The sequence below is a fragment of the Micromonospora sp. NBRC 110037 genome (assembly GCF_001652995.1).
In the GTDB taxonomy this organism is placed as follows: Bacteria; Actinomycetota; Actinomycetes; order Mycobacteriales; family Micromonosporaceae; genus Micromonospora; species Micromonospora chalcea.
In genome coordinates, this window is record NZ_BBVA01000002.1 from 1,497,738 (window position 1) to 1,515,942 (window position 18,205).

The window sequence follows — 18,205 nt, forward strand, 5'->3', positions numbered from 1 at the left end:
GTGCAGCCGACGACCGTGGACGTGCCCACCCCCGACGGAACGGCGGACGCCTACCTGGCGCGGCCGGACTCCGGTGGCCCCTTCCCGCCCGTCCTGCTGTTCATGGACGCCTTCGGGCTGCGGCCCCGGGTGGCGGAGATGGCCGCGACGATCGCCGAGCGCGGATACGTCGTGCTGGCGCCCAACCTGTTCCACCGCGCCGGACGCGCCCCGCTGATCGACCTCGGCGCGCTCGCCGACGACAGCCGCCGCGGCGCCCTGTTCGAGAGCATCGGGCCGATGATGGCCGCGCTGACGCCGGAGACGGTGGCCCGGGACACCGCCGCCTACCTGGACTTCCTCGCCGCCCAGCCGGACGTCGCGCCGGGTCCGGCGGCGATCACCGGGTACTGCATGGGCGGCATGAACGCGCTGCGCGCGATCGAGGCGCTGCCGGACCGGATCGCCGCGGCGGCCGCGTTCCACGCCGGGCGGGTGGTCACCGACGCGCCGGACAGCCCGCACCTGGGCCTCGGCGCGGTGACCGGCGAGCTCTACTTCGGGCACGCCGACGCCGACCCGTCGATGACCGCCGAGCAGATCGCCGTGCTGGAGAAGGCGCTGGACGCGGCCGGTGTCACCTACCGCTCCGAGGTCTATCCCGGCGCCCGCCACGGCTACACCCAGTCGGACACGCCGATGTACGACGAGCAGGCCACGAAGCGGCACTGGGCCGCGTTGTTCGACCTGCTCGACCGCACCTTCGGGCGCTGATCCGGGCGCCGGCCGGGCCGGGCGGACGATTCACCGGCACGGGGGCGGGTAACCGGCGACATGGCCGACCGCCCTCGCGACACCGTCCGCTCGCCCCTGGACCGGGTGGTCGAGCGGGGCGGCAGCGCCCTCGCCCGGGCCCGTGCCGAGGGCGGCATGGCCAGCCGGAACCGGATGCGCCAACTGGAGATCACCGTGGTGATCTCCGCGCAGGCCGGGCTGGCCGCGGCGCTCGCCGCGCTGCTCGCCCAGTGGCTGCTCGGCTCCGGCGGGCACGTCTTCGCCCCGGCCGCCGCGGTCGGCACCATCGCCACCGCGATCGGCCAGCGGGCCCGGCGCACGTTCGAACTGCTCATCGGCGTGGGCCTCGGCATCGTGGTCGGTGACCTGCTGCGCGCCCTGCTCGGCAGCGGCTCCTGGCAGACCGGCCTGGTGGTCACGCTCGCCATCGCCACCGCGCTGCTGGTGGCCGGGCGCGGCGGCGCGCTGGTCGGCCAGGCCGGTGGTACGGCGGTGCTGATCGCCACGCTCGCGCCGGTGCAGCCCGGCCTGGAACTGCCCCGGCTCTTCGACGCGCTGGTGGGCGGGCTGGTCGGCCTGTTCGTGGTGGCGCTGCTGCTGCCGGTCAACCCGATCCGGGTGCTGGGCAAGGCGGTGGAGCCGGTGACCGCCGGGCTCACCGCGCAACTCGACGCCGTCGCGCACGCGCTGACCCGGCGCGACGCCGACGAGGCTCAGCGCGCGTTGGAGGACCTGCGCGGACTCGAGCCGGACATCGGGCGGCTCAACGACGCGCTCAGCGGGGCCGAGGAGGTGGTGACCATCGCGCCCGTCCGCTGGCGCCGCCGGGCCCAGTTCCACAGGTACGCCGAGGCGACGCAGCACCTGGAACGGCTGGTGCTCTACGCCCGGTCGATCGCCCGGCGCTCCGCCACCGCGTTGCAGTACGACGAGCCGATCCCGCCCGCGCTGCCGGACGCGGTGGTCCGCCTCGGCGCGGCCACGCGGGAGCTGAACCGGGCCTGCCGCGGCGGCGACGACGAGGACCTGGAACGCACCCGGGAGTTGGTGCGGGAGGGCGCGGAGCTGGCCGGACGCGCGTGGTCGCAGGGGGTGCGCACCTACGGCGAAGCGATGATCAGCGACCTGCGGACCGCGCAGAGCGAGCTGCTGCGGGCCACCGGCTGCCGGGCCGAGGACGCCAACGGCAGCGTGCGCCGGGCCGCCGGCGCGGGCGAGGCCGAAGCGCGTCCGCCGATCCGGGCCCGGATGAGCCGGCCGGTCCGGCGCCGGGTGGCCGGGCGGGGCGTGCCCGGTCGGCGCCCGGACATGTTCCGCCCGCCGACCCGCGTCGGCTGAGCGCCGCCGAAGGCCACCGGGCGGCAACTGGCACCTGCCCCGGCCGGTCCGGCTCGTTAGCGTCGGCCCATGGACACCCGTCACGCCGCCCTGGTCGCGCGGTTCGCCGCGCTGACCACCGCTCACGTCGCCGACGCCTGCCTGCGCGCCGGCGTCGAGGTCCGGTGCGCTCCGGCCGCCGTACGCCCGGTGCTGCCCGGGCGGCGGCTCGCCGGGCCGGTCCGCCCGGCCCGGCACGTCGGCAGCGTGGACGTCTTCCTCGAGGCGATCGAGCGGGCCGCCGAGGGGGACGTGCTCGTCGTCGACGACGGCGGACGCACCGACCGGGCCTGCGTCGGCGACCTGGTGGTGCTGGAGGCGCGGGCCGCCGGGCTGGCCGGCCTGGTGGTGTGGGGCGCGCACCGCGACACCGCCGACCTGGTGGCGGTCGGGCTGCCGGTGTTCAGCCTCGGCGCCACCCCGAGCGGGCCGCTGGAGCTGGACCCGCGCCCGGACGGGGCACTGGAGCACGCCCGGGTCGGGTCGTTCACCGTCGGCCCGCGGGACCTGGCCCTGGCCGACGACGACGGCGTGCTGTTCGTGCCCGCCGACCGGGCCGGGGACCTGTTCGACCTGGCCGAGTCCATCCGGGACACCGAGCGGCGGCAGGCCGACCGGATCCGGGCCGGCGAGTCGCTGCGGTCGCAGGTCGGCTTCGCCGCCTACCTGACGGCCCGCGCGGCCGACCCGGCGCTGACGTTCCGGGCGCACCTGCGCGCCGTGGGCGGCGCGATCGAGGAGTGAGCCGCTCAGCCGCCGCGCGCCCACAGCGCCAGGCGTACCCGGTTGGGGCTGCCGGTCTTCGTCATCAGGCTGGTGATGTGCGTCTTCACCGTGGTCACGCCGATGTGCAGCCGGTCGGCGATCTCGGTGTTCGACAGTCCGTCGGCCACCAGGTCCAGCACGTCCCGCTCGCGGGCGGTCAGCTCGGCCGCGCGCCGGGGCGCGCCGGCGCGGGCGTGCACCGCGCGTTCGACCAGCCGGCGCAGGATCTCCGGGCTGAACGGGCTGTCCCCGGCGGCGGCGCGGCGGATGCCGTCCAGCAGGTCGGCCGGGGGCGCGTCCTTGAGCAGGAAGCCGCAGGCGCCGGCGGTCAGCGCCGGGTAGAGGTGGTCGTCGTCGCCGAACGTGGTGAGCACCATGATCCGGGTGGCGGGCCGGTCGGCGAGGATCCGGCTGGTCGCGGTGATGCCGTCGACGCCGGGCATCCGCAGGTCCATCACCACCACGTCGGGCCGTAGCCGGGCGGCGAGGGCGATCGCGTCCCGGCCGTTGTCGGCCTCGCCGACCACGTCGAGGTCGGGCTGGGCGTCGCAGAGCATCCGCAGACCGGCCCGGATGAGGTGCTGGTCGTCGACCAGCAGCACCCGGATCACGCCGGCTCCGGCGCGCCCGCGCGGGGGCGGGGCGTGTCGGGGGCGGGCCCGGCCGCCGGCAGCACGGTCCGTACCCGCCAGCCGGACCCGGTGGGCCCGGCCTCCAGCCGACCGCCGAGCACCTCCACCCGTTCCCGCATGCCGACGATGCCGTGGCCGCCGCCGGAGGGCACCCCGGCCGGCGCCGCGCCCCGCCCGTCGTCGGACACCGCCCAGTGCACCGCGCCGTCCTCGACCGACACGGTCAGCTGGGCCCGCGCCGCCGCGCCCGCGTGTTTCGCCACGTTCGTCAACGCCTCCTGGGTCAGTCGCAGCACCGCCTGGCCGCGTACCGCGTCGAGCGCGCCGACAGCCGGGTCGACGTCGGCCTCCACCACGACGCCCGCCTGCCGGGCCCGGTCCACCGCCGCGCCGAGCGCCGCCGGAAGCGCCGACGGCTCGATCGCGGTCAGGGCGGCGTCGCCGCGTACGCCGTCCGGGTCACGCAGCACCGCCACCAGCCGCCGCAGGTCGGTCAGCGCCGCCGTGCCGGTGGCGTGCACGTCGTCGAACACAGCGCCGACCCGGGGGTCCAGGTCGGGCAGCACGTGCCGGGCCACCCCGACCCGCAGCACCATCGACGCGACGTGGTGCGCGAGCACGTCGTGCAGTTCCCGGGCGATGGCGCCGCGCTCGTCGGCGCGGGCCGCCCGGCTCTCCGACTCGCGCCGGCGCCGGTCCGCCTCGGCCCGCTCCTCGGCCTGCCGGCTCAGCTCCCTCGTGGTCCGCACGACCAGCCCGAGCAGCAGGGGCAGGCAGACGGTGACGGCGAGCCCGAACAGCCCGGTCAGCGCTGTGCGGACCGGTTCGCCGATCAAATTGGTCAGGTCGACGGCGGCGAGCAGCCCGGCGCCGAGCCAGATCGTGCGCGGCCGGGTGGCCCGCATGGTCAGCTCCAGCAGCGCCCAGCTCGCGCCGACCTGGTTGATCATCACGTCGTCGACCAGCGGGAACGCCGCCGCGAGCAGCGCCGACTGGAGGAGCAGGTTCAGCAGCGGCCGGCGGTGGCACAACAGCGCCAGGAGAAACGCCGGGACCGCCAGCGCCCACTGCGTTCCGGTGGGCCCGGGGCGGCCGTGCACGCCGACGACCAGGTAGCCGATGCCGCTGAGATCCAGCAGCAGGATCCGCGCGAGCGTGTCGCGTGCGTCGAACAGCCGACCGACCCAGCCCACCGCGTCAGCCTAGGCAACCGGCGCGGCCGGGGCCACCGCGTTGGCTCGCCGCCGCCGGACGGCGCGCAGTCCGAGATGGACGGCCAGCCCGAGCGGGCCGAGCAGGACGGTGAGCAGCAGCACCGGAGCGGTGAGCAGGGCCGGCAGCCCGCGCTCCCGCGCGTCCTGCCAGATCCACCGGCCGACGAACAGGTCGAAGGCGATCATGTGGGCCCAGGCCGCCGCCGCGCCGTCTGCGGTGCCGAGCAGGTCCCGCAGCCCGTCGAGGGTGGGCGCTGTCACCACCGGCAGCACCGTTCCGAGCGACGGGAGCACGAGGACGGCGTAGACCAGCAGCACCGGCGCGACGATCAGCGGTGAGCCGACGATCCGGGCGGTCCAGGACCAGCGCGGCGCGAGGATCATCAGCGCCCAGAACGGGGCGGCGAGCAGGAACGTCAGGTCGAACAGGATCCCGGTCATCCGACGAGCACCACCCCGGCGCGGCGGGCCCGGCGCGCCAGCACCAGCGCGGAGGCGGTTGCCGTGGCCGCCACCAGCACTCCCGCCGCGGCGAGCGTGAGCGCGTCCGGGGCGAGCAGCGGCTGCCCGCGCAGGGCCTGGGCGGTCACCAGCAGCGTGAGTCCCGCGTACGCGGCCCCGCCGACGAGCACCAGCCGGGCCCGGGTCAGCCCGTCCAGCCGCCGGCCGAGGAACCGGTCGAGCAGGATCGCCAGCAGCGGCAGCGCCTGCAGCGCGTGCATCCCGACGAAGTGCCCGACGCGCAGGTCGCCGCCGGTGGTGCTCCAGCCGAGCAGCGGCAGCCCGGGACCGCCGTCGGGCACCCCGACGCTGTGCGCGCCGCTGATCCCGGCCGGCGCTCCGGCGGGCTGCCGCATGACCATCGGGAACGCGACGACCATGCCGAGCAGGGACACGGCGAGGCCGAGCCGTACCGCGTATCCGCCGGCGCGGTCCGCGAGCGACCGGCGGGACAGCACGACCGCCAGCACGAGCTGGGCGGCGAACAGCACGGTGATCGCCGCGCCCATGACGCTGTACAGCATCGCGTCCAGTGTCGTGGCGCCGTTGAAGTGGCTCGCGGTGCCGCGCAGCACCTGGCCCACGATGATCGTCATCTCCAGGACCGCCATGGCCACGATGAGTGTGGCCGCCCGCTCGGCGGCCCGGCTGCGGCGCGGCAGCAGGGACAGCATCCAGGCCAGCGTGACGCCGTAGAGCACGAACGAGATCGCGAACTTCAGCGGCTTGGCCCAGATGGGCGCGCCGGTCAGCACGCGCGGGTCGGCGACGACGCCGACCGCGGCGACGACGGTGAGCACCGCCATCGCGGACACGAGGAGCATCAGGGGGCGGTGCCATCCGGCCGCCCGGTTCCGCACGGTAGTCATGCCTGTAGATGCTGGTGGCGGACCGGGACCCGCGCGCCCGTCCGCAGGCCGCGTCCGTGACCCCGGGTCGGAGCGCGCCTCCTACCGGGGGAGGAGGCGGAGCGGTCAGTCCGGCAGCCGGGGCATCTCGACGCCCGGGTCGCGGCCGAGCAGCACCCCACGGGTCAGCGCCCGTGATCCGAAGCGGTCGCGTACCGCGTCGACGGCGGCGTCCAGCGCCGGACCCGGGTCGGCGGTGAACGGCAGGGCCAGCTGGGTGTGCCCGCCGCCGAGGTTTCCCACCGAGACGCCGAGCAGCGTGACGCCGCGCAGCGCGATCTGCGGCAGCGCGGCGCCCAGCAGGTCACGGGCGGCGTCGCGCAGCGGCGCGGTCTGCGCGGTCGGCTCGTCGAGCGTGTGCGACCGGGTGACCCGCGTGTAGTCGGCGAAACGCAGCCGCAGCGTCACCGTGCGGCCGGTGCGCCGGGCCGCGCGCATCCGCCTGGTCACCCGGTCGACCAGACCGGCCAGCACCGCGTCCAGCTCGGCGGGGGAGTGCGGGCCGCGCCCCAGCGCGTGCTGCGCGCCCATCGAGGAGCGGCGGCGGCCCACCTGCACCGCCCGGGGGTCGCGGTTGTGCGCCAGGGCGTGCAGGTGCCGGCCGGCGCCCGCGCCGAGCAGCGACACCAGCGCCGGCTCGTCCAGCCGTGCCACCTGCCCGACGGTACGGATGCCGCGTTCGCGCAGCCGGGCGGCGGTGACCGGGCCGGCGCCCCACAGCCGCTCCACCGGCAGCGGGTGCAGGAACGCCAGTTCCCGCTCCGGCTCGACCACCAGCAGCCCGTCCGGCTTGGCCACGCCGCTGGCGACCTTCGCCAGGAACTTCGTCCGGGCCACGCCGACGGTGATCGGCAGGCCGACCTCGCGGCGTACCCGCTCCCGCAGCGTGGCCGCGACGGCGGCCGGCGTTCCGGCGAGCCGCCGCAGCCCGCCCACGTCGAGGAACGCCTCGTCGATGCTGAGCCCTTCGACCAGCGGGGTGGTGTCCCGGAAGATCTCGAACACCGCCCGGCTGGCGGCCGTGTACGCGGCCATCCGGGGCGGCACCACGATCGCGTCCGGGCAGAGCCGCCGCGCCTGCCGGCCGCCCATGGCGCTGCGCACGCCCCGGGCCTTGGCCTCGTAGCTGCACGCGAGCACCACGCCGCCGCCGACGATCACCGGCCGGCCGCGCAGCCGGGGGTCGTCGCGCTGCTCGACCGAGGCGTAGAACGCGTCCAGGTCGGCGTGCAGGATGGTGGCCTCGCTCGACACCCCGCCATCCTCGCACACATGTTCGAACAGGCGCGGCTGACCTGCCCGGACGCACGCGACCGGCCGGCGGATGGCTCCCGCCGGCCGGTCGCGTGCGCCTCACCGTCCGTAGACCTCGAACTCGTAGAGCGAGAAGCCGTACGAGGTGGCCCGGGTGACGCCGTACATCCGCACGTAGCGGGCGCTGACCGGGGCGAACGTCACGTTGTCGACGCCGCCGTTGCCGGTGGTGGTGCTGAACACCGGCTGCCAGGAGTTGCCGTCAGCGGAGACCTCGATCCGGTAGCCGGTGGCGTACGCGGCCTCCCACCGCAGCACCGCCCGGCTGATCGTCCGGGCCGAGCCGAGGTCCACCCGCAGCCACTGGTTGTCGTTGTAGCTGCTGGCCCACCGGGTGCCGAGGCTGCCGTCGACCGCCTTGGCCGGGGTGTTGTTGGTCAGGAACTGCGTGCTGGACGCGGTGGCGGTACGGCCCTGCGCCAGGTTGGTCACCGTGTCGCCCCGGCGCGCCGGGAACGACACGACCTGCTGGTACGTGGGCCGGTTCTGCCAGCCGATCAACGGGTGGGTGATGCCGCCGAGCCCGGACTGGGCGATCGCGTCGGCGCACCACTGGTCCCCGGCACCGCAGGACGAGTCACCCGGGTAGACGGTGGCCGCCGGGGCGGCGGTGGCCTGGCCGAGCGTGTCCAGCAGCGCCTGCCGGCACGCGCCCAGGTTGCCGTTGCCGCAGTACGTGCGCCCGAGCCCGCCGGCCACCGGGTCGCCGAGCACCGCGCGCAGGTCCTTGTCGACGTAGCCCCACCAGCCGTACTGGAACGCCGAGCCCTTGTGTGCCTGGCCCTGCGACGCCCAGCTCACGCTGCCGTCGCGCGCCGCGTTCTGCCCACCCGAGGGCGACTCGTTGACCTGCAGCGCGTCGACCAGCGCGCCGTACAGGTCGGGGCCGAGGCCGGGCCGGAACTGCGCCGCCGCCAGCAGCGGCCACCAGGCGTCGAAGATCCGGATGGCGTCGGCGTGCTGGTAGACCTTCGAGCCCGGTGACGTCTCCACCCGGCGGGACCCGGCCTGCTGCCAGGCCCGCAGCTTGGTCACCGCGGCGGCGAGCGCCGGGTCGGTGACCGGCGTGCTGTCCAGCACCCGCAGCAGTTCGCCGAGGACCTGCTGGCCACGCAGGTCGGTGACTCCCGCCTCGGCGGTGATCCGGACGACGTCGGCGCGGCTGAGCTTGCGCTGGGCGATGGCGGCCTTCACCGGGCCGTCGAGCAGTTGACCGCGGTGCACCGCGCCGTAGCTGAAGTTGCCGTCGGCCGCGCCGAAGTCCCGCGCCTGCTTGTTGTTCCAGCTGACGTAGTAGTCCTGGTTGACCGACTGCGGGTGGGCCGACGCCGGTGCGTAGGTGGCGTCGTTGGTGTCCGGGTTCCAGCCGACCCACTCGTACGCCGGCTCGGCCTTGGCCGGCAGGTTCGGGTCGAGCGTGGCCGGGCGGACCGGGTTCGCACCGGAGTTGTAGTACGCCGCCTCGGTCGAGTTGACGTAGAACCAGTTGAACGCGTACCCGACGTTCGCGGCGGACGCCTGGAACGCCGCCGCGCTGCCCATCGCCGCCGGGTCGTTGAACGCCTGGAAGCCGATCGCCGAGTCGGCCTCGTGGCGGTAGGTGGAGCGCAGCTTCGTGAACGCGGTCGGCTGCCCGTTCACCATGCCCCGGTAGGCGACCAGCCCGTACTTGGTGCGCAGCGCGCGCAGCGTGTACGCGCCGGCCGGGGTGGAGTCGGCGAGCGTCGGCGACCACGAGTTGCGCTTCTCCAGCACCTCCATGGCCACGCACTGACCGCGGTAGAGGTAGCGGTTGGAACGCAGCGTCGGCGCGGTGCCGTCGGTGGTGCACAGCGGCACCGCGTACGTGTCGGTCAGGTCCTGGGAGGCGGAGGTGGCGCTCCACGCGTAGTCCTGGCCGCGGCCGAGCAGCACGTAGAGGTTCAGCCCGGCGAACGCCGCGCCGCGCGCGCTGATCCCCGGCCCCTGCAGTTCCTGGAGCATGAGCAGCTGCGGGGCGAAGTAGCCGGTCTGCGGGCCGAACACGGCCACCGGGTTGCCGGTGGTGGTGTGCCGGCCGGAGACCACCACCGCGTTGGACATGCCGTGCGTGCGCAGGGTGGACAGGCCGCCGAGCAGGTCCTTGGTGGCGGCGCTGTTGCCGGTGCGGGCGGCGGCCCCGCCGGTGGCGTCGTACGCGAGCGGCTCGGCGACCACGGTGCCCGCGTCCGGCAGCACCGCGCTGGTGGCGCCGGGCGGTGTCGCGCCGTACGGGAAGCTCTGCCCGTCGTGCAGCGTCAGCACGGTCTCCGGGTCGTTCTGCGAGCGGAACGCCGCCCAGACCCGGTCGCCCTCGGTCGGGCCGTACTTGGCGCGGGCGGCCACCCGGACCAGCGCGGACCGGACCTCGCTGCCGCCGCCTCCGCCGAACAGCCCGCCGATGACGCCGGCGGTGGCGATCAGGTCGGTCATGGTGAAGTGCTTGGGCTTCCCGGCGCCGGTGAGCACGTACTCGCCGGGGTAGTTGTCGTCGGCGATCGACTTGTCGATGTAGGCGTTGATGCCGGCGATGTAGTCGGCCACGTCGGTGTAGAGCTGCTGGCCCCGGGTGCCCTTGAGGCGCAGCGCGTCCACCTGGGCCTGGAGGTCCGCCTCGGTGTAGGGCGAGTTGGCCCAGACGCTCTGCTCCAGCTCGCGGTTGCCGGGGGCGCCACCGGCGAACGAGCTGACGTTGCCGCGGCCGACGTGCCGCAGCAGGTCCATCACCCAGAGCCGGTCCTGGGCCCCGGCGTACCCGGCGCCGAACATGGTGCCGCCGCGGGTGGTGCCGGTGACGTGCGGGACGCCGGTGGCCTTGTCCCGCACGATGGTGACGTCCGAGCGTGGCGAGATCCTGCTCTCGACCTGCGCGTCGGGGACGCCGAACGAGGCGTCGTTGTAGAAGTGGGCGATCTGCTCGTCGGTCAGCCCGGCGTAGTTGTAGACCAGGTTGGCGTACTCGTCGAGCTGGTCGCTGGAGTGCGCGGGCCGGGTGCCGAGCGTCTGGTGGGCGAGGATCGCCACGAGCGTGGCGTTGCCGTTCTGCCCGGGCGGCAGGATGTCGGCGCACTGGCCGAGGCAGTAGTCGTCGGGGGTGAACGTGGTGGCGGCGAGCGCCGGTGACGGCGCGATGACCGTCAGGACGCTCGCGGTGAGGGCGGCGGTGGTGAGCGCCGCGAGGCGGGCACGGATGGCGGGTAATGGCATGGCGATCCTCCGGGGGACGCGGAGTAGGGCCGTTCGGTACGCCCGGCTGACGGCGTCTCGGCCTCCGCGCCCGGGCGTCCTGCCCGGAGGTGAGAATGACTCATATCTATCTGCGGGCAATGATCGGGGCACCACCGCCGTCCGGGATAGCCGTCGTTCACCAGTCGTCAATGCCGACGTTTCGCCGTGATCCCGGCCGTAACGACGCGGTGGGGGTGGCGCCGTTGCCACCCCCACCGCTCTCCCCGCCGGTGCGCCGTCAGTGCTTGTGGAACGACTGGCGCACCACACCCCCCACCAGCGCGCACCAGGTGGTGGTGCTGATCTTGCCGTTGGGCGGTAGTCCGTGCAGGCGCTGGAGGTCCTTCACCGCCGTGCGGGTGGCGTGGTCGTACTCGCCGGTCTCGATCACCTCGGCGTAGCCCTTGGCGGCGAGCATGAACTGCGCCGCGGCCACCGGGACGCCGGTGGACTTCTGGTCCAGCTCCGGGGCGAGGGTCTCCCAGGTCGGCGCGGTCAGCGTGGCGTCGACGTCGACCGGGATGCCGTTGCGCGCCTGCCAGTCCTGCACGGCGGCGACAGTGGCCGCGTCGAACGCGCCGGTGACCGGCACGGTGTAGCCGCGGAACGTCAGCAGGCGCTGGGCGACCTGGACCACCGGGCCGCCGACGAAGCGCCAGATGTCCGGCCAGCGGCGGGCCGGCACGTCGCCGAGCTTGGTGCCGAGCTGCTTGAACACCGCGCGGCGCAGCGCCGGGAACTCCCGGTAGAACATCGCGCCCGGGCAGAGCGTGGCCCGGAAGTCCCAGTGGCCGAAGATGTCGTGGGCGTGCAGCCCGTACTGCCGGCAGATCGCGGCGCACAGCCGGGCGAGGGAGGCGAGCAGCTCCTCCGGCGGCGTCTCGGTGACGTAGGTGCCCTCGTTCTCGATGCCGATGGCCCGCCCGTTCTCGCCGGGGCAGTGCGCGGCGATCATCTGCCGGTCGCCGGCGCGCAGCCGCTCCAGGCTGCCGTGCCGTCCCTCCAGGACGTGGCCGCCGCGGCTGACGGTGAAGTGCTGCCCGGTGTCGGACCAGCCGTTGCCGTCCATGTGCAGGTCCTGGCAGTCGCGGGCGAGCTGCTTGGCGTGCTCCTCGGAGTAGTCCGTGACGTTCGGGAACGCCATGTGGTGCACGATGATCTTGTTGGTGGGGGTCGCGCTCACCGACAGCGGATCGGCCGGCGGGCGGGCGGCCCACTCGTCGCAACCGATGATCCAGTCGAGGTCCGCGCCCGGCGCGGCGTGCGCGGCGGCCGGCCGGACGAGCTCGTTCCCGACGACCGCGACCGCGGCGGCGCCGAGGCCGGCCCGCAGCAGCGTACGGCGGTCCAGCTCGGGGTGGTCGAAGTGCATTCCGCCTCCTCGATGGCCCGGCCGGGGCCGGGTGATGTAAAGGAACTCCAACGGCTGCGCGCGAGGTGGAGAATATTGCCAAGGCGGCGCGGCGCGCCAGAGGACAAAAGCGACGTTCGCCGGGCCGCTCCTACCGCCGGAGTAGGCGATCTCACGTCCGCTGACCGGGACGGACCATGTCGCGTCGTGATCGGCCGTGGCAGCCTGGACCCGTGCAGTCGCCCAGCCCGGCCGGGATTCTCGTGCTCGTCGCGGTGCTCGCGGCCGCCACCGCGTTCGGCTGGTGGCGCCGCCGCCACGACGGGCGGCTGCGCGCCGTCCGGAAGTGCCCATCGGACGCCGCCGCGCCGCACCGGGCCACCCTCACCGCCCTCGGGGTACGCCCCGGCGAGCGCACGCTGGTGCAGTTCTCCGCCCCGGTCTGCGCGCCCTGCCGGGCCGCCCGCCGGGTCCTCGCCGACGTCGCCGCCCGCCTCGACGGGGTCACGGTGCTGGAGGTCGGCGTGGACGAGCACCTCGACGCGGCCCGGGAACTGGACGTGTGGCGTACCCCGACCGTGCTGGTGGTGGACGGCGCCGGCCGCGTCGTGCGCCGGGCCGCGGGCGTGCCCGACCGCGACGAGCTGATCGCCGCGCTCACCGCCGGGGCGGCCCGATGACCGGCGTACGGCTGACCCGTCGCCGGGTGGTGGACCACGGGCGGCTCGCCGCGAGCCTCTGTGCGCCGGTCCGTCCCGCCTGACCGGCCGCCCCCGCACGAACGGACCCACCCCATGCTGCTCGATCCCCGGGGACCGCGCTTCGCCGCCGTCCTCACCACAGTCGTCCTCGCCGTCGTCCTCGTCACCGGCTCCGGGCTGCTCCTGCTCGCCCAGGCCGTCGTGTTCGCGCTCACCGCCCTCAACCCGCGCCTCGGCCCGTACGGCCTGCTGTTCCGCGCCCTGGTGGCGCCCCGGCTGGACCCGCCGGCGGAGCTGGAGCCGGTCGCCCCGGTGCGCTTCGCCCAGCTCGTCGGCCTGGTCTTCAGCGTCGTCGGCGCGGCCGGCTGGCTCGCCGGGATGCCCGCCCTCGGCCTGGCCGCCACCGGCGCGGCGCTGGCCGCGGCGTTCCTCAACGCCGCGTTCGGGCTCTGCCTCGGCTGCGAGGCGTACCTGACGATCCGCCGTCTGACCGGGCGGCCGCTGGCCGGCCGGGTGGCGGCGCCCCCGCGCTGACCGCCCGCCCGTACGCTGGCCCCGGCGGATGGGGGAGGGGCATGGCAGGTCGCGCACGGCTGGACCGGCGCAGCGTGCTCGTCGCGGCGGGCGGACTCGCGGTGGCCGGGATCGGCGTGCCGGTCGGCCTGGCCGCCACGAACGACCGGCCACCGCCGCCCGCGCCGCGCGGACGGCGGCCGATCAGCATGGCGATGCACCTGCACGCCTCGTTCAGCGAGGGCGTGGCCAGCTACGCCGCCCACCTCGACCAGGCCCGCCGCAATGCCGTCGACGTGCTCTGGTGGACCGACCACGACTTCCGGGTCGCCGCCCACGACCACCGCCGGGTCGTCCACTTCGACGGCCCGGAGGAACGCGAGGGCGGGCTGGCCTGGACGTGGCAGCCGGCCACCGAGGGGCGGCTCACCGCGTCGGCCGCCGACTTCGTGGACGTCCCCGACGCCCCCGACGGTCCCGGCCGCGCGCTGCGCCTGGTCGCCGCCGGGACCGGCGCCCACTGGTACGCGGGCAAGGCGTGGAACTGGACGCACACCTCCAACATCTCCGACACCACGCTGCACCTCGACGTACGCCCCGAAGCCGCCGGCCGGGACGCCACGCTCACCGTCGAGATCGCGCTGTCGCACCACCCCGCCGGAACCGGCCGCCCCGCCGGGCAGCTCGTGCTGCGCTACCGCCTCGGCGGCGTCGACACGGTCCGGCACTCCGTCGACGGCCGTTTCGGCACCGTGGAGCGGCCCGCCCCGGCCGGCGCCTGGCAGCGGCACACGTTCGAGCTGCTCGCCGACGTACGGCGGCTCTGGCCCGACCTGGTGGCGGGCGACAACTCGCTGCGCGGGCTGCGCCTCGGCGTCACGGTGGCAGGAGGCGCGCGCGGCGCGTACCTGGTGGACCGGCTCGTCTTCGACCGCGCCCGCCGCGCCGGGCAGGCCGGCGAGGAGATGCGCGCCGAGGTGCTGCGCGGCTACGACGGGGCGTACCCGGGCGTGACCCACCACCGCGCGTACGAGGTGTCGATGGTGCGGCACCTCAACTGGTTCGGCGGCGACGGCACGCTGCCGAGCTTCCCGTCCCCGCCGTACCGGGACAACGACGTCGAGGCCACCGAGAAGATGGTGGAGTTCCTGCACTCGCACGGCGGGGTGGTCTGCTGGAACCATCCGCTGGACACCGAACGCCGCGAGTCACTGGCCCGGCTGCTGGTCAGCCGCAACGCGCTCGGCGTCGACCTGATCGAGATCGGGCGCCGGCCGGTCGAGGACTACCTCTGGGCGTACGACGTGGCGGCCCGCAACGCGATCCCGCTGACCGCCGTGGGCGTCACCGACGACCACGACGGCACCGACTGGCGGGCCGGCCGGGACCGGAACGTCACCTCCGTCTGGGCGGCCTCGACCGGCCGTGACGACCTGGTAGCGGCGCTGCGCGCCGGGCAGGCGTGGTTCGCCGACCTGGCCGGCTACCGGGGCGCGCTGGACCTGGAACTCGGTGGCCGCAGCGGCATGGGCGCGCTCGCCGTGCTCGCCGAGGACACCATCACGGTGCGGCTGCGCGCCACCGACCTGCCCGCCGGGGCCACACTGGAGGTGGTCACCGGCGAGGTCGACCGGGCCGGTGTCGCGGACCCGACTCCGGCGGTCCGGGTCGGGCGGGTCCCGTGGCGGCAGTTGCGGGCGGGCTGGCACGACCAGCCGGTGCGCGTCGGCGCCGGCACGTACGTGCGCACCCAGGTACGCGACCGCGAGGGCGAGATCGTCGGCGCCAGCAACCCGATCTGGCTGCTCCGCACCCCTCCACCCGCAGGCATCCCCCCACCCCGCCGCTTCTGACCGCCACCCTCCGCCTGTTCCGTCGATCATGAAGTTGACGGCGATGTCGGTCCCTTTTGTCCACGCCAACCTCATGATCAACGAGGTGAGGGTGGTTGCCGGGATCTGGTACTCGTGGCGGTGTGTCCGAAACCGACCACCTACCGCGCCGCGCCGTGCCGCGCGGGCGCCCGGCCGCCGACCGGCGGCCGGAAGCAGCCGTTGCGCCGATGGCCGGCCGCCCCGGCCCGGTGAGAATGACCAGCGAGGCGGCATCCGACACCCGCCCGTGGGACGCGGTGGAGTCTGTCGCATGAGCGGCTGGGAACTGTCCGGCTACACGCCGGTCCGCCGGCTCGGCGCCGGCGCGTCCGGCAGCGTCGTGCTCGCCACCCACGACCGGACCGGCACCCCGGTCGCCATCAAGTACCTGGTCCGCGACCTGGGCGAGGACTCGTCGTTCCGGACCGCGTTCCGCGCCGAGGCCCGGCTGCTCGGCGAGATCGACGACCCGCACGTCAGCCGCCTCTACGAGTACGTGGAGAGCCCGCACGGCGCGGCCATCGTGATGGAACTGGTCGACGGCGTGTCGCTGCGCCAGATGCTGCGCGCGCACGGCCCGACCACGCCCGAGGCCGCGCTCTGCGTCCTCAAGGGCTCACTCGCCGGCCTGGCCGCCACCCACGCCCGCGGTGTCGTGCACCGCGACTACAAACCGGAGAACGTGCTCGTCACCGGCGCCGGGCTGAGCAAACTCGCCGACTTCGGCATCGCCATGCCGGTCGGCCAGGGCTCCGACACGACTGTCTCCGGCACGCCCCGCTACATGGCCCCCGAGCAGTGGACCGGCGCCCCCGCCGCCCCGACGTGCGACGTCTACGCCGCCACCGCCACGTTCTTCGAATGCCTCACCGGCCGGCCCCCGTACCAGGGGCCGGACCTGCTCTCGCTGCGCGACCAGCACGCCTTGGCGCCGATCCCCGCCGAGGCGGCGCCCCCGCCGGTGCACGAGCTGCTGCGCCACGGCATGGCCAAGCGCCCCGACGAGCGGCCCGAGTCCGCCGAGGCGTTCCTCGGCCTGCTGGAACAGGTGGCCGGCGCCGGCTACGGCCCGCAGTGGGAGGAACGCGGGCTGCGCGAGCTGGGCCGCCGGGCCGCGCTGCTGGCCGCGCTGTGGCCGTTCCCCGAGCGGGCCGAGGGGGCCACCGCCGTCGCCCACACCGCGATGGCGGACACGGCGCTCGGCGCGGGCTCCGGCCGGCGCGGACTGTTCCGCAAGGGCCGCACCCGTACCGCACTCACCGCCGGAGCCCTGGCCGCCGCCGTCGTGGCCGGCGGCGCCGGCTACAGCTACGCCGCCAACGACGGCAGCGACACCGCCGCCCCCACCGGCCCGGCGAGCGCCGCCCCGGCCACCACGACCGCGCCCACACCGGACCCGACCGCCGCCGGAACGCCGAGCCCGTCGCCGACACCCACCCCGCCCACCGCGTCACCACCGCCCGCGCCGTCCGCCACCCCGGACCGGACCGGGTCGCCGACCCGCGCCGGCACGCCCACCCCCAGCGCGTCGCGCAGCACCACCCCGCCACCGCCGGACGTGACCGCGCCGGTCGTGGACGGGGTAAGCGCCGACCCCGGCGAGCTGGACCCGAAGGGCTGCCCCTACGGCGCGAAGAGCAGCACCGTCACCGCCACCGTCACCGACGACCGCAGCTCCCCGGCCGCGCTGACCGTCACCTTCGGCTACACCCTCGACGGCGCCACCGGAACGGTCCGGATGGCCACCGCCGGCCGTGGCGTGTTCACCGGCACGCTCGGCCCGCTGTCCACGCCCAAGCGCAGCGCCCGCATCCCGATCCGGGTCACCGCCGCCGACGCCGCCGGCAACACGACCACCTCGGCGTCACCGGTGTACGTGACGCTCTACCACGACTGCACCCCTGGCTAGGAGTACGACAGTGCCCGCTGCCCAGCACCGCAGCCCGTTCCGGGGACGTCCGGCGTGACCCGGCCCGACGAGCCCACCGAGGCGCTGCCGACCCGCGCCCTGCCGGTGACCCCGCCCGGGGACGCCGATGCCGCCGAGCCGACAGTCCACCTCGTCGCGCCCCGCGCCGCCGCCGAGGCGGAGCCGACCGTTTCTCTGTCTGCGGTGAGCGGCGAGCCGACGGTGCCGCTGTCCGTGGACGACGCGGAGCCCACTGTGCCACTCGCCCGGCCGGAGGTGGACCGCTCGCCAGATGCCGAGCCGACCGTCCACCTGAGTCCGGCTCCGGCAACGGCTCCGATTCCGGCCCCGGGCACCGTGACCGGGCAGGCGACAGTGCGTCCGCGGCCGGCGCCGCCGGCCAGGGGCCCGGGCGTGGAGCCGACCGTCTCGTGGCAGCCCACCGGCGTACCGCATGGGCACCAGGCCGGCGGGCCGCCGACGGCGACGGGCGCCGGGGCGTACCCGGATCGGACCGTGGGCGCGCGGGCGCCCAGCGGCGTCCCGGCGCCCGCGCCCGGCGGCGAGTTGCGCTTCGGGCCGGGCGTGCCGGTGACGCCGCCGCCCGCGCCGCCCTGGCCGACCGCGCCCCCGATCCGGCCGCGACCGGTCTGGCGGCGTGTCGTCTCGGTGCTGTCCACGCTGCTCACCGCCGCGCTGCTGCTCACTGTCGGCCTGTACCTGTGGCAGCGGCTGCGCCCGATGGAGGTCGAGCAGGTGTCGGTGGCGGCGAACCGGCCGGCCGGTGTCGCGTGCGACGTGACGGTGGACGTGGTGGCCACGGTACGGACCAACGGGCGCGCCGGAACGATCCGCTACCAGTGGTTCCGCTCGGACGGCCCGCCCGGCGCGGTGCTCACCGCGCGGGTCGGCAGCGGGCAGCACACCGCGACCCTCACCCTGGAGTGGACGTTCTCCGGAGTGGGCACGACAGTCGGCACGGCCACCGTCAACATCATCGAACCGGCGCCGATGCAGGCCGGCACCCGCGTCAGATACCGCTGTCCCGGCGGCTGACCGCGTTTCCCCGCGCGCGGGTCCGGGTAGCCCCACCCGAACAAACCTGGACCACGTACGTGGAGGCCCT

Annotated in this window: 15 protein-coding genes; 8 read left to right on the forward strand and 7 right to left on the reverse strand. The window is 75.4% G+C overall.

What is annotated here, in order from left to right; genetic code table 11:
- The 3 genes from A4R25_RS05765 (at position 1) to A4R25_RS05775 (ending at position 2,895) form a co-directional block, all read left to right on the forward strand.
- Positions 1 to 753: a dienelactone hydrolase family protein gene (locus tag A4R25_RS05765; protein WP_064445873.1), complete on the forward strand. Its 753-nt coding sequence runs from the start codon at positions 1 to 3 to the stop codon at positions 751 to 753.
- A gap of 60 nt (positions 754 to 813) precedes the next feature.
- Positions 814 to 2,112, forward strand: coding sequence for an aromatic acid exporter family protein (locus A4R25_RS05770; protein WP_064445874.1), 1,299 nt, complete (start codon positions 814 to 816; stop codon positions 2,110 to 2,112).
- Positions 2,113 to 2,181: 69 nt separating this feature from the next.
- A complete protein-coding gene (locus A4R25_RS05775; protein WP_064445875.1) occupies positions 2,182 to 2,895 on the forward strand; it encodes an RraA family protein in 714 nt (237 codons plus the stop codon).
- Between the two features lie 5 nt (positions 2,896 to 2,900).
- On the opposite strand, the gene A4R25_RS05780 is transcribed toward A4R25_RS05775, so the two are convergent.
- The 7 genes from A4R25_RS05780 to A4R25_RS05810 all read right to left on the reverse strand — a co-directional run bounded on the left by A4R25_RS05780 (position 2,901) and on the right by A4R25_RS05810 (position 12,103).
- Complete coding sequence (locus A4R25_RS05780; protein WP_043323860.1) at positions 2,901 to 3,527, reverse strand: response regulator transcription factor; 627 nt, start codon at positions 3,525 to 3,527, stop codon at positions 2,901 to 2,903.
- Complete coding sequence (locus tag A4R25_RS05785) at positions 3,524 to 4,741, reverse strand: sensor histidine kinase (RefSeq protein ID WP_064445876.1); 1,218 nt, start codon at positions 4,739 to 4,741, stop codon at positions 3,524 to 3,526. The genes A4R25_RS05780 and A4R25_RS05785 overlap by 4 nt, the downstream gene beginning before the upstream one ends.
- Before the next feature lie 9 nt (positions 4,742 to 4,750).
- Positions 4,751 to 5,203 carry an ABA4-like family protein gene (locus A4R25_RS05790; RefSeq protein ID WP_064445877.1) on the reverse strand — a complete coding sequence of 151 codons (453 nt, stop codon included), beginning with the start codon at positions 5,201 to 5,203 and terminating at the stop codon, positions 4,751 to 4,753.
- Positions 5,200 to 6,132 (reverse strand): hypothetical protein, encoded by a 933-nt coding sequence (locus tag A4R25_RS05795; protein ID WP_064445878.1) that lies wholly within the window; start codon positions 6,130 to 6,132, stop codon positions 5,200 to 5,202. Before A4R25_RS05795 ends, A4R25_RS05790 begins: the two co-directional genes overlap by 4 nt.
- Before the next feature lie 105 nt (positions 6,133 to 6,237).
- Positions 6,238 to 7,425, reverse strand: a complete 1,188-nt coding sequence (dinB, locus tag A4R25_RS05800; protein ID WP_064445879.1) for a DNA polymerase IV — start codon at positions 7,423 to 7,425, stop codon at positions 6,238 to 6,240.
- 99 nt (positions 7,426 to 7,524) lie between these two features.
- Entirely contained in the window at positions 7,525 to 10,710 is a 3,186-nt protein-coding gene (locus A4R25_RS05805; protein ID WP_064445880.1) for a penicillin acylase family protein, read from the reverse strand.
- A 259-nt stretch (positions 10,711 to 10,969) separates the two neighbouring features.
- Positions 10,970 to 12,103, reverse strand: coding sequence for an N-acetylmuramoyl-L-alanine amidase (locus A4R25_RS05810; RefSeq protein ID WP_064445881.1), 1,134 nt, complete (start codon positions 12,101 to 12,103; stop codon positions 10,970 to 10,972).
- A 212-nt stretch (positions 12,104 to 12,315) separates the two neighbouring features.
- Between A4R25_RS05810 and A4R25_RS05815 the strand changes: the two genes are divergently transcribed.
- The 5 genes from A4R25_RS05815 (at position 12,316) to A4R25_RS05835 (ending at position 18,135) form a co-directional block, all read left to right on the forward strand.
- Positions 12,316 to 12,762 carry a thioredoxin family protein gene (locus A4R25_RS05815; protein WP_231915435.1) on the forward strand — a complete coding sequence of 149 codons (447 nt, stop codon included), beginning with the start codon at positions 12,316 to 12,318 and terminating at the stop codon, positions 12,760 to 12,762.
- 114 nt (positions 12,763 to 12,876) lie between these two features.
- Positions 12,877 to 13,317 carry a DUF4395 domain-containing protein gene (locus A4R25_RS05820; protein ID WP_043323868.1) on the forward strand — a complete coding sequence of 147 codons (441 nt, stop codon included), beginning with the start codon at positions 12,877 to 12,879 and terminating at the stop codon, positions 13,315 to 13,317.
- Positions 13,318 to 13,358: 41 nt separating this feature from the next.
- Positions 13,359 to 15,149 (forward strand): hypothetical protein, encoded by a 1,791-nt coding sequence (locus A4R25_RS05825; RefSeq protein ID WP_064445883.1) that lies wholly within the window; start codon positions 13,359 to 13,361, stop codon positions 15,147 to 15,149.
- A gap of 292 nt (positions 15,150 to 15,441) precedes the next feature.
- Positions 15,442 to 17,079 carry a serine/threonine-protein kinase gene (locus A4R25_RS05830; RefSeq protein WP_064445884.1) on the forward strand — a complete coding sequence of 546 codons (1,638 nt, stop codon included), beginning with the start codon at positions 15,442 to 15,444 and terminating at the stop codon, positions 17,077 to 17,079.
- 54 nt (positions 17,080 to 17,133) lie between these two features.
- On the forward strand, positions 17,134 to 18,135 hold the full coding sequence (locus A4R25_RS05835) for a hypothetical protein (protein ID WP_064445885.1): 1,002 nt from the start codon (positions 17,134 to 17,136) through the stop codon (positions 18,133 to 18,135).
- Positions 18,136 to 18,205: the final 70 nt, after the last annotated feature.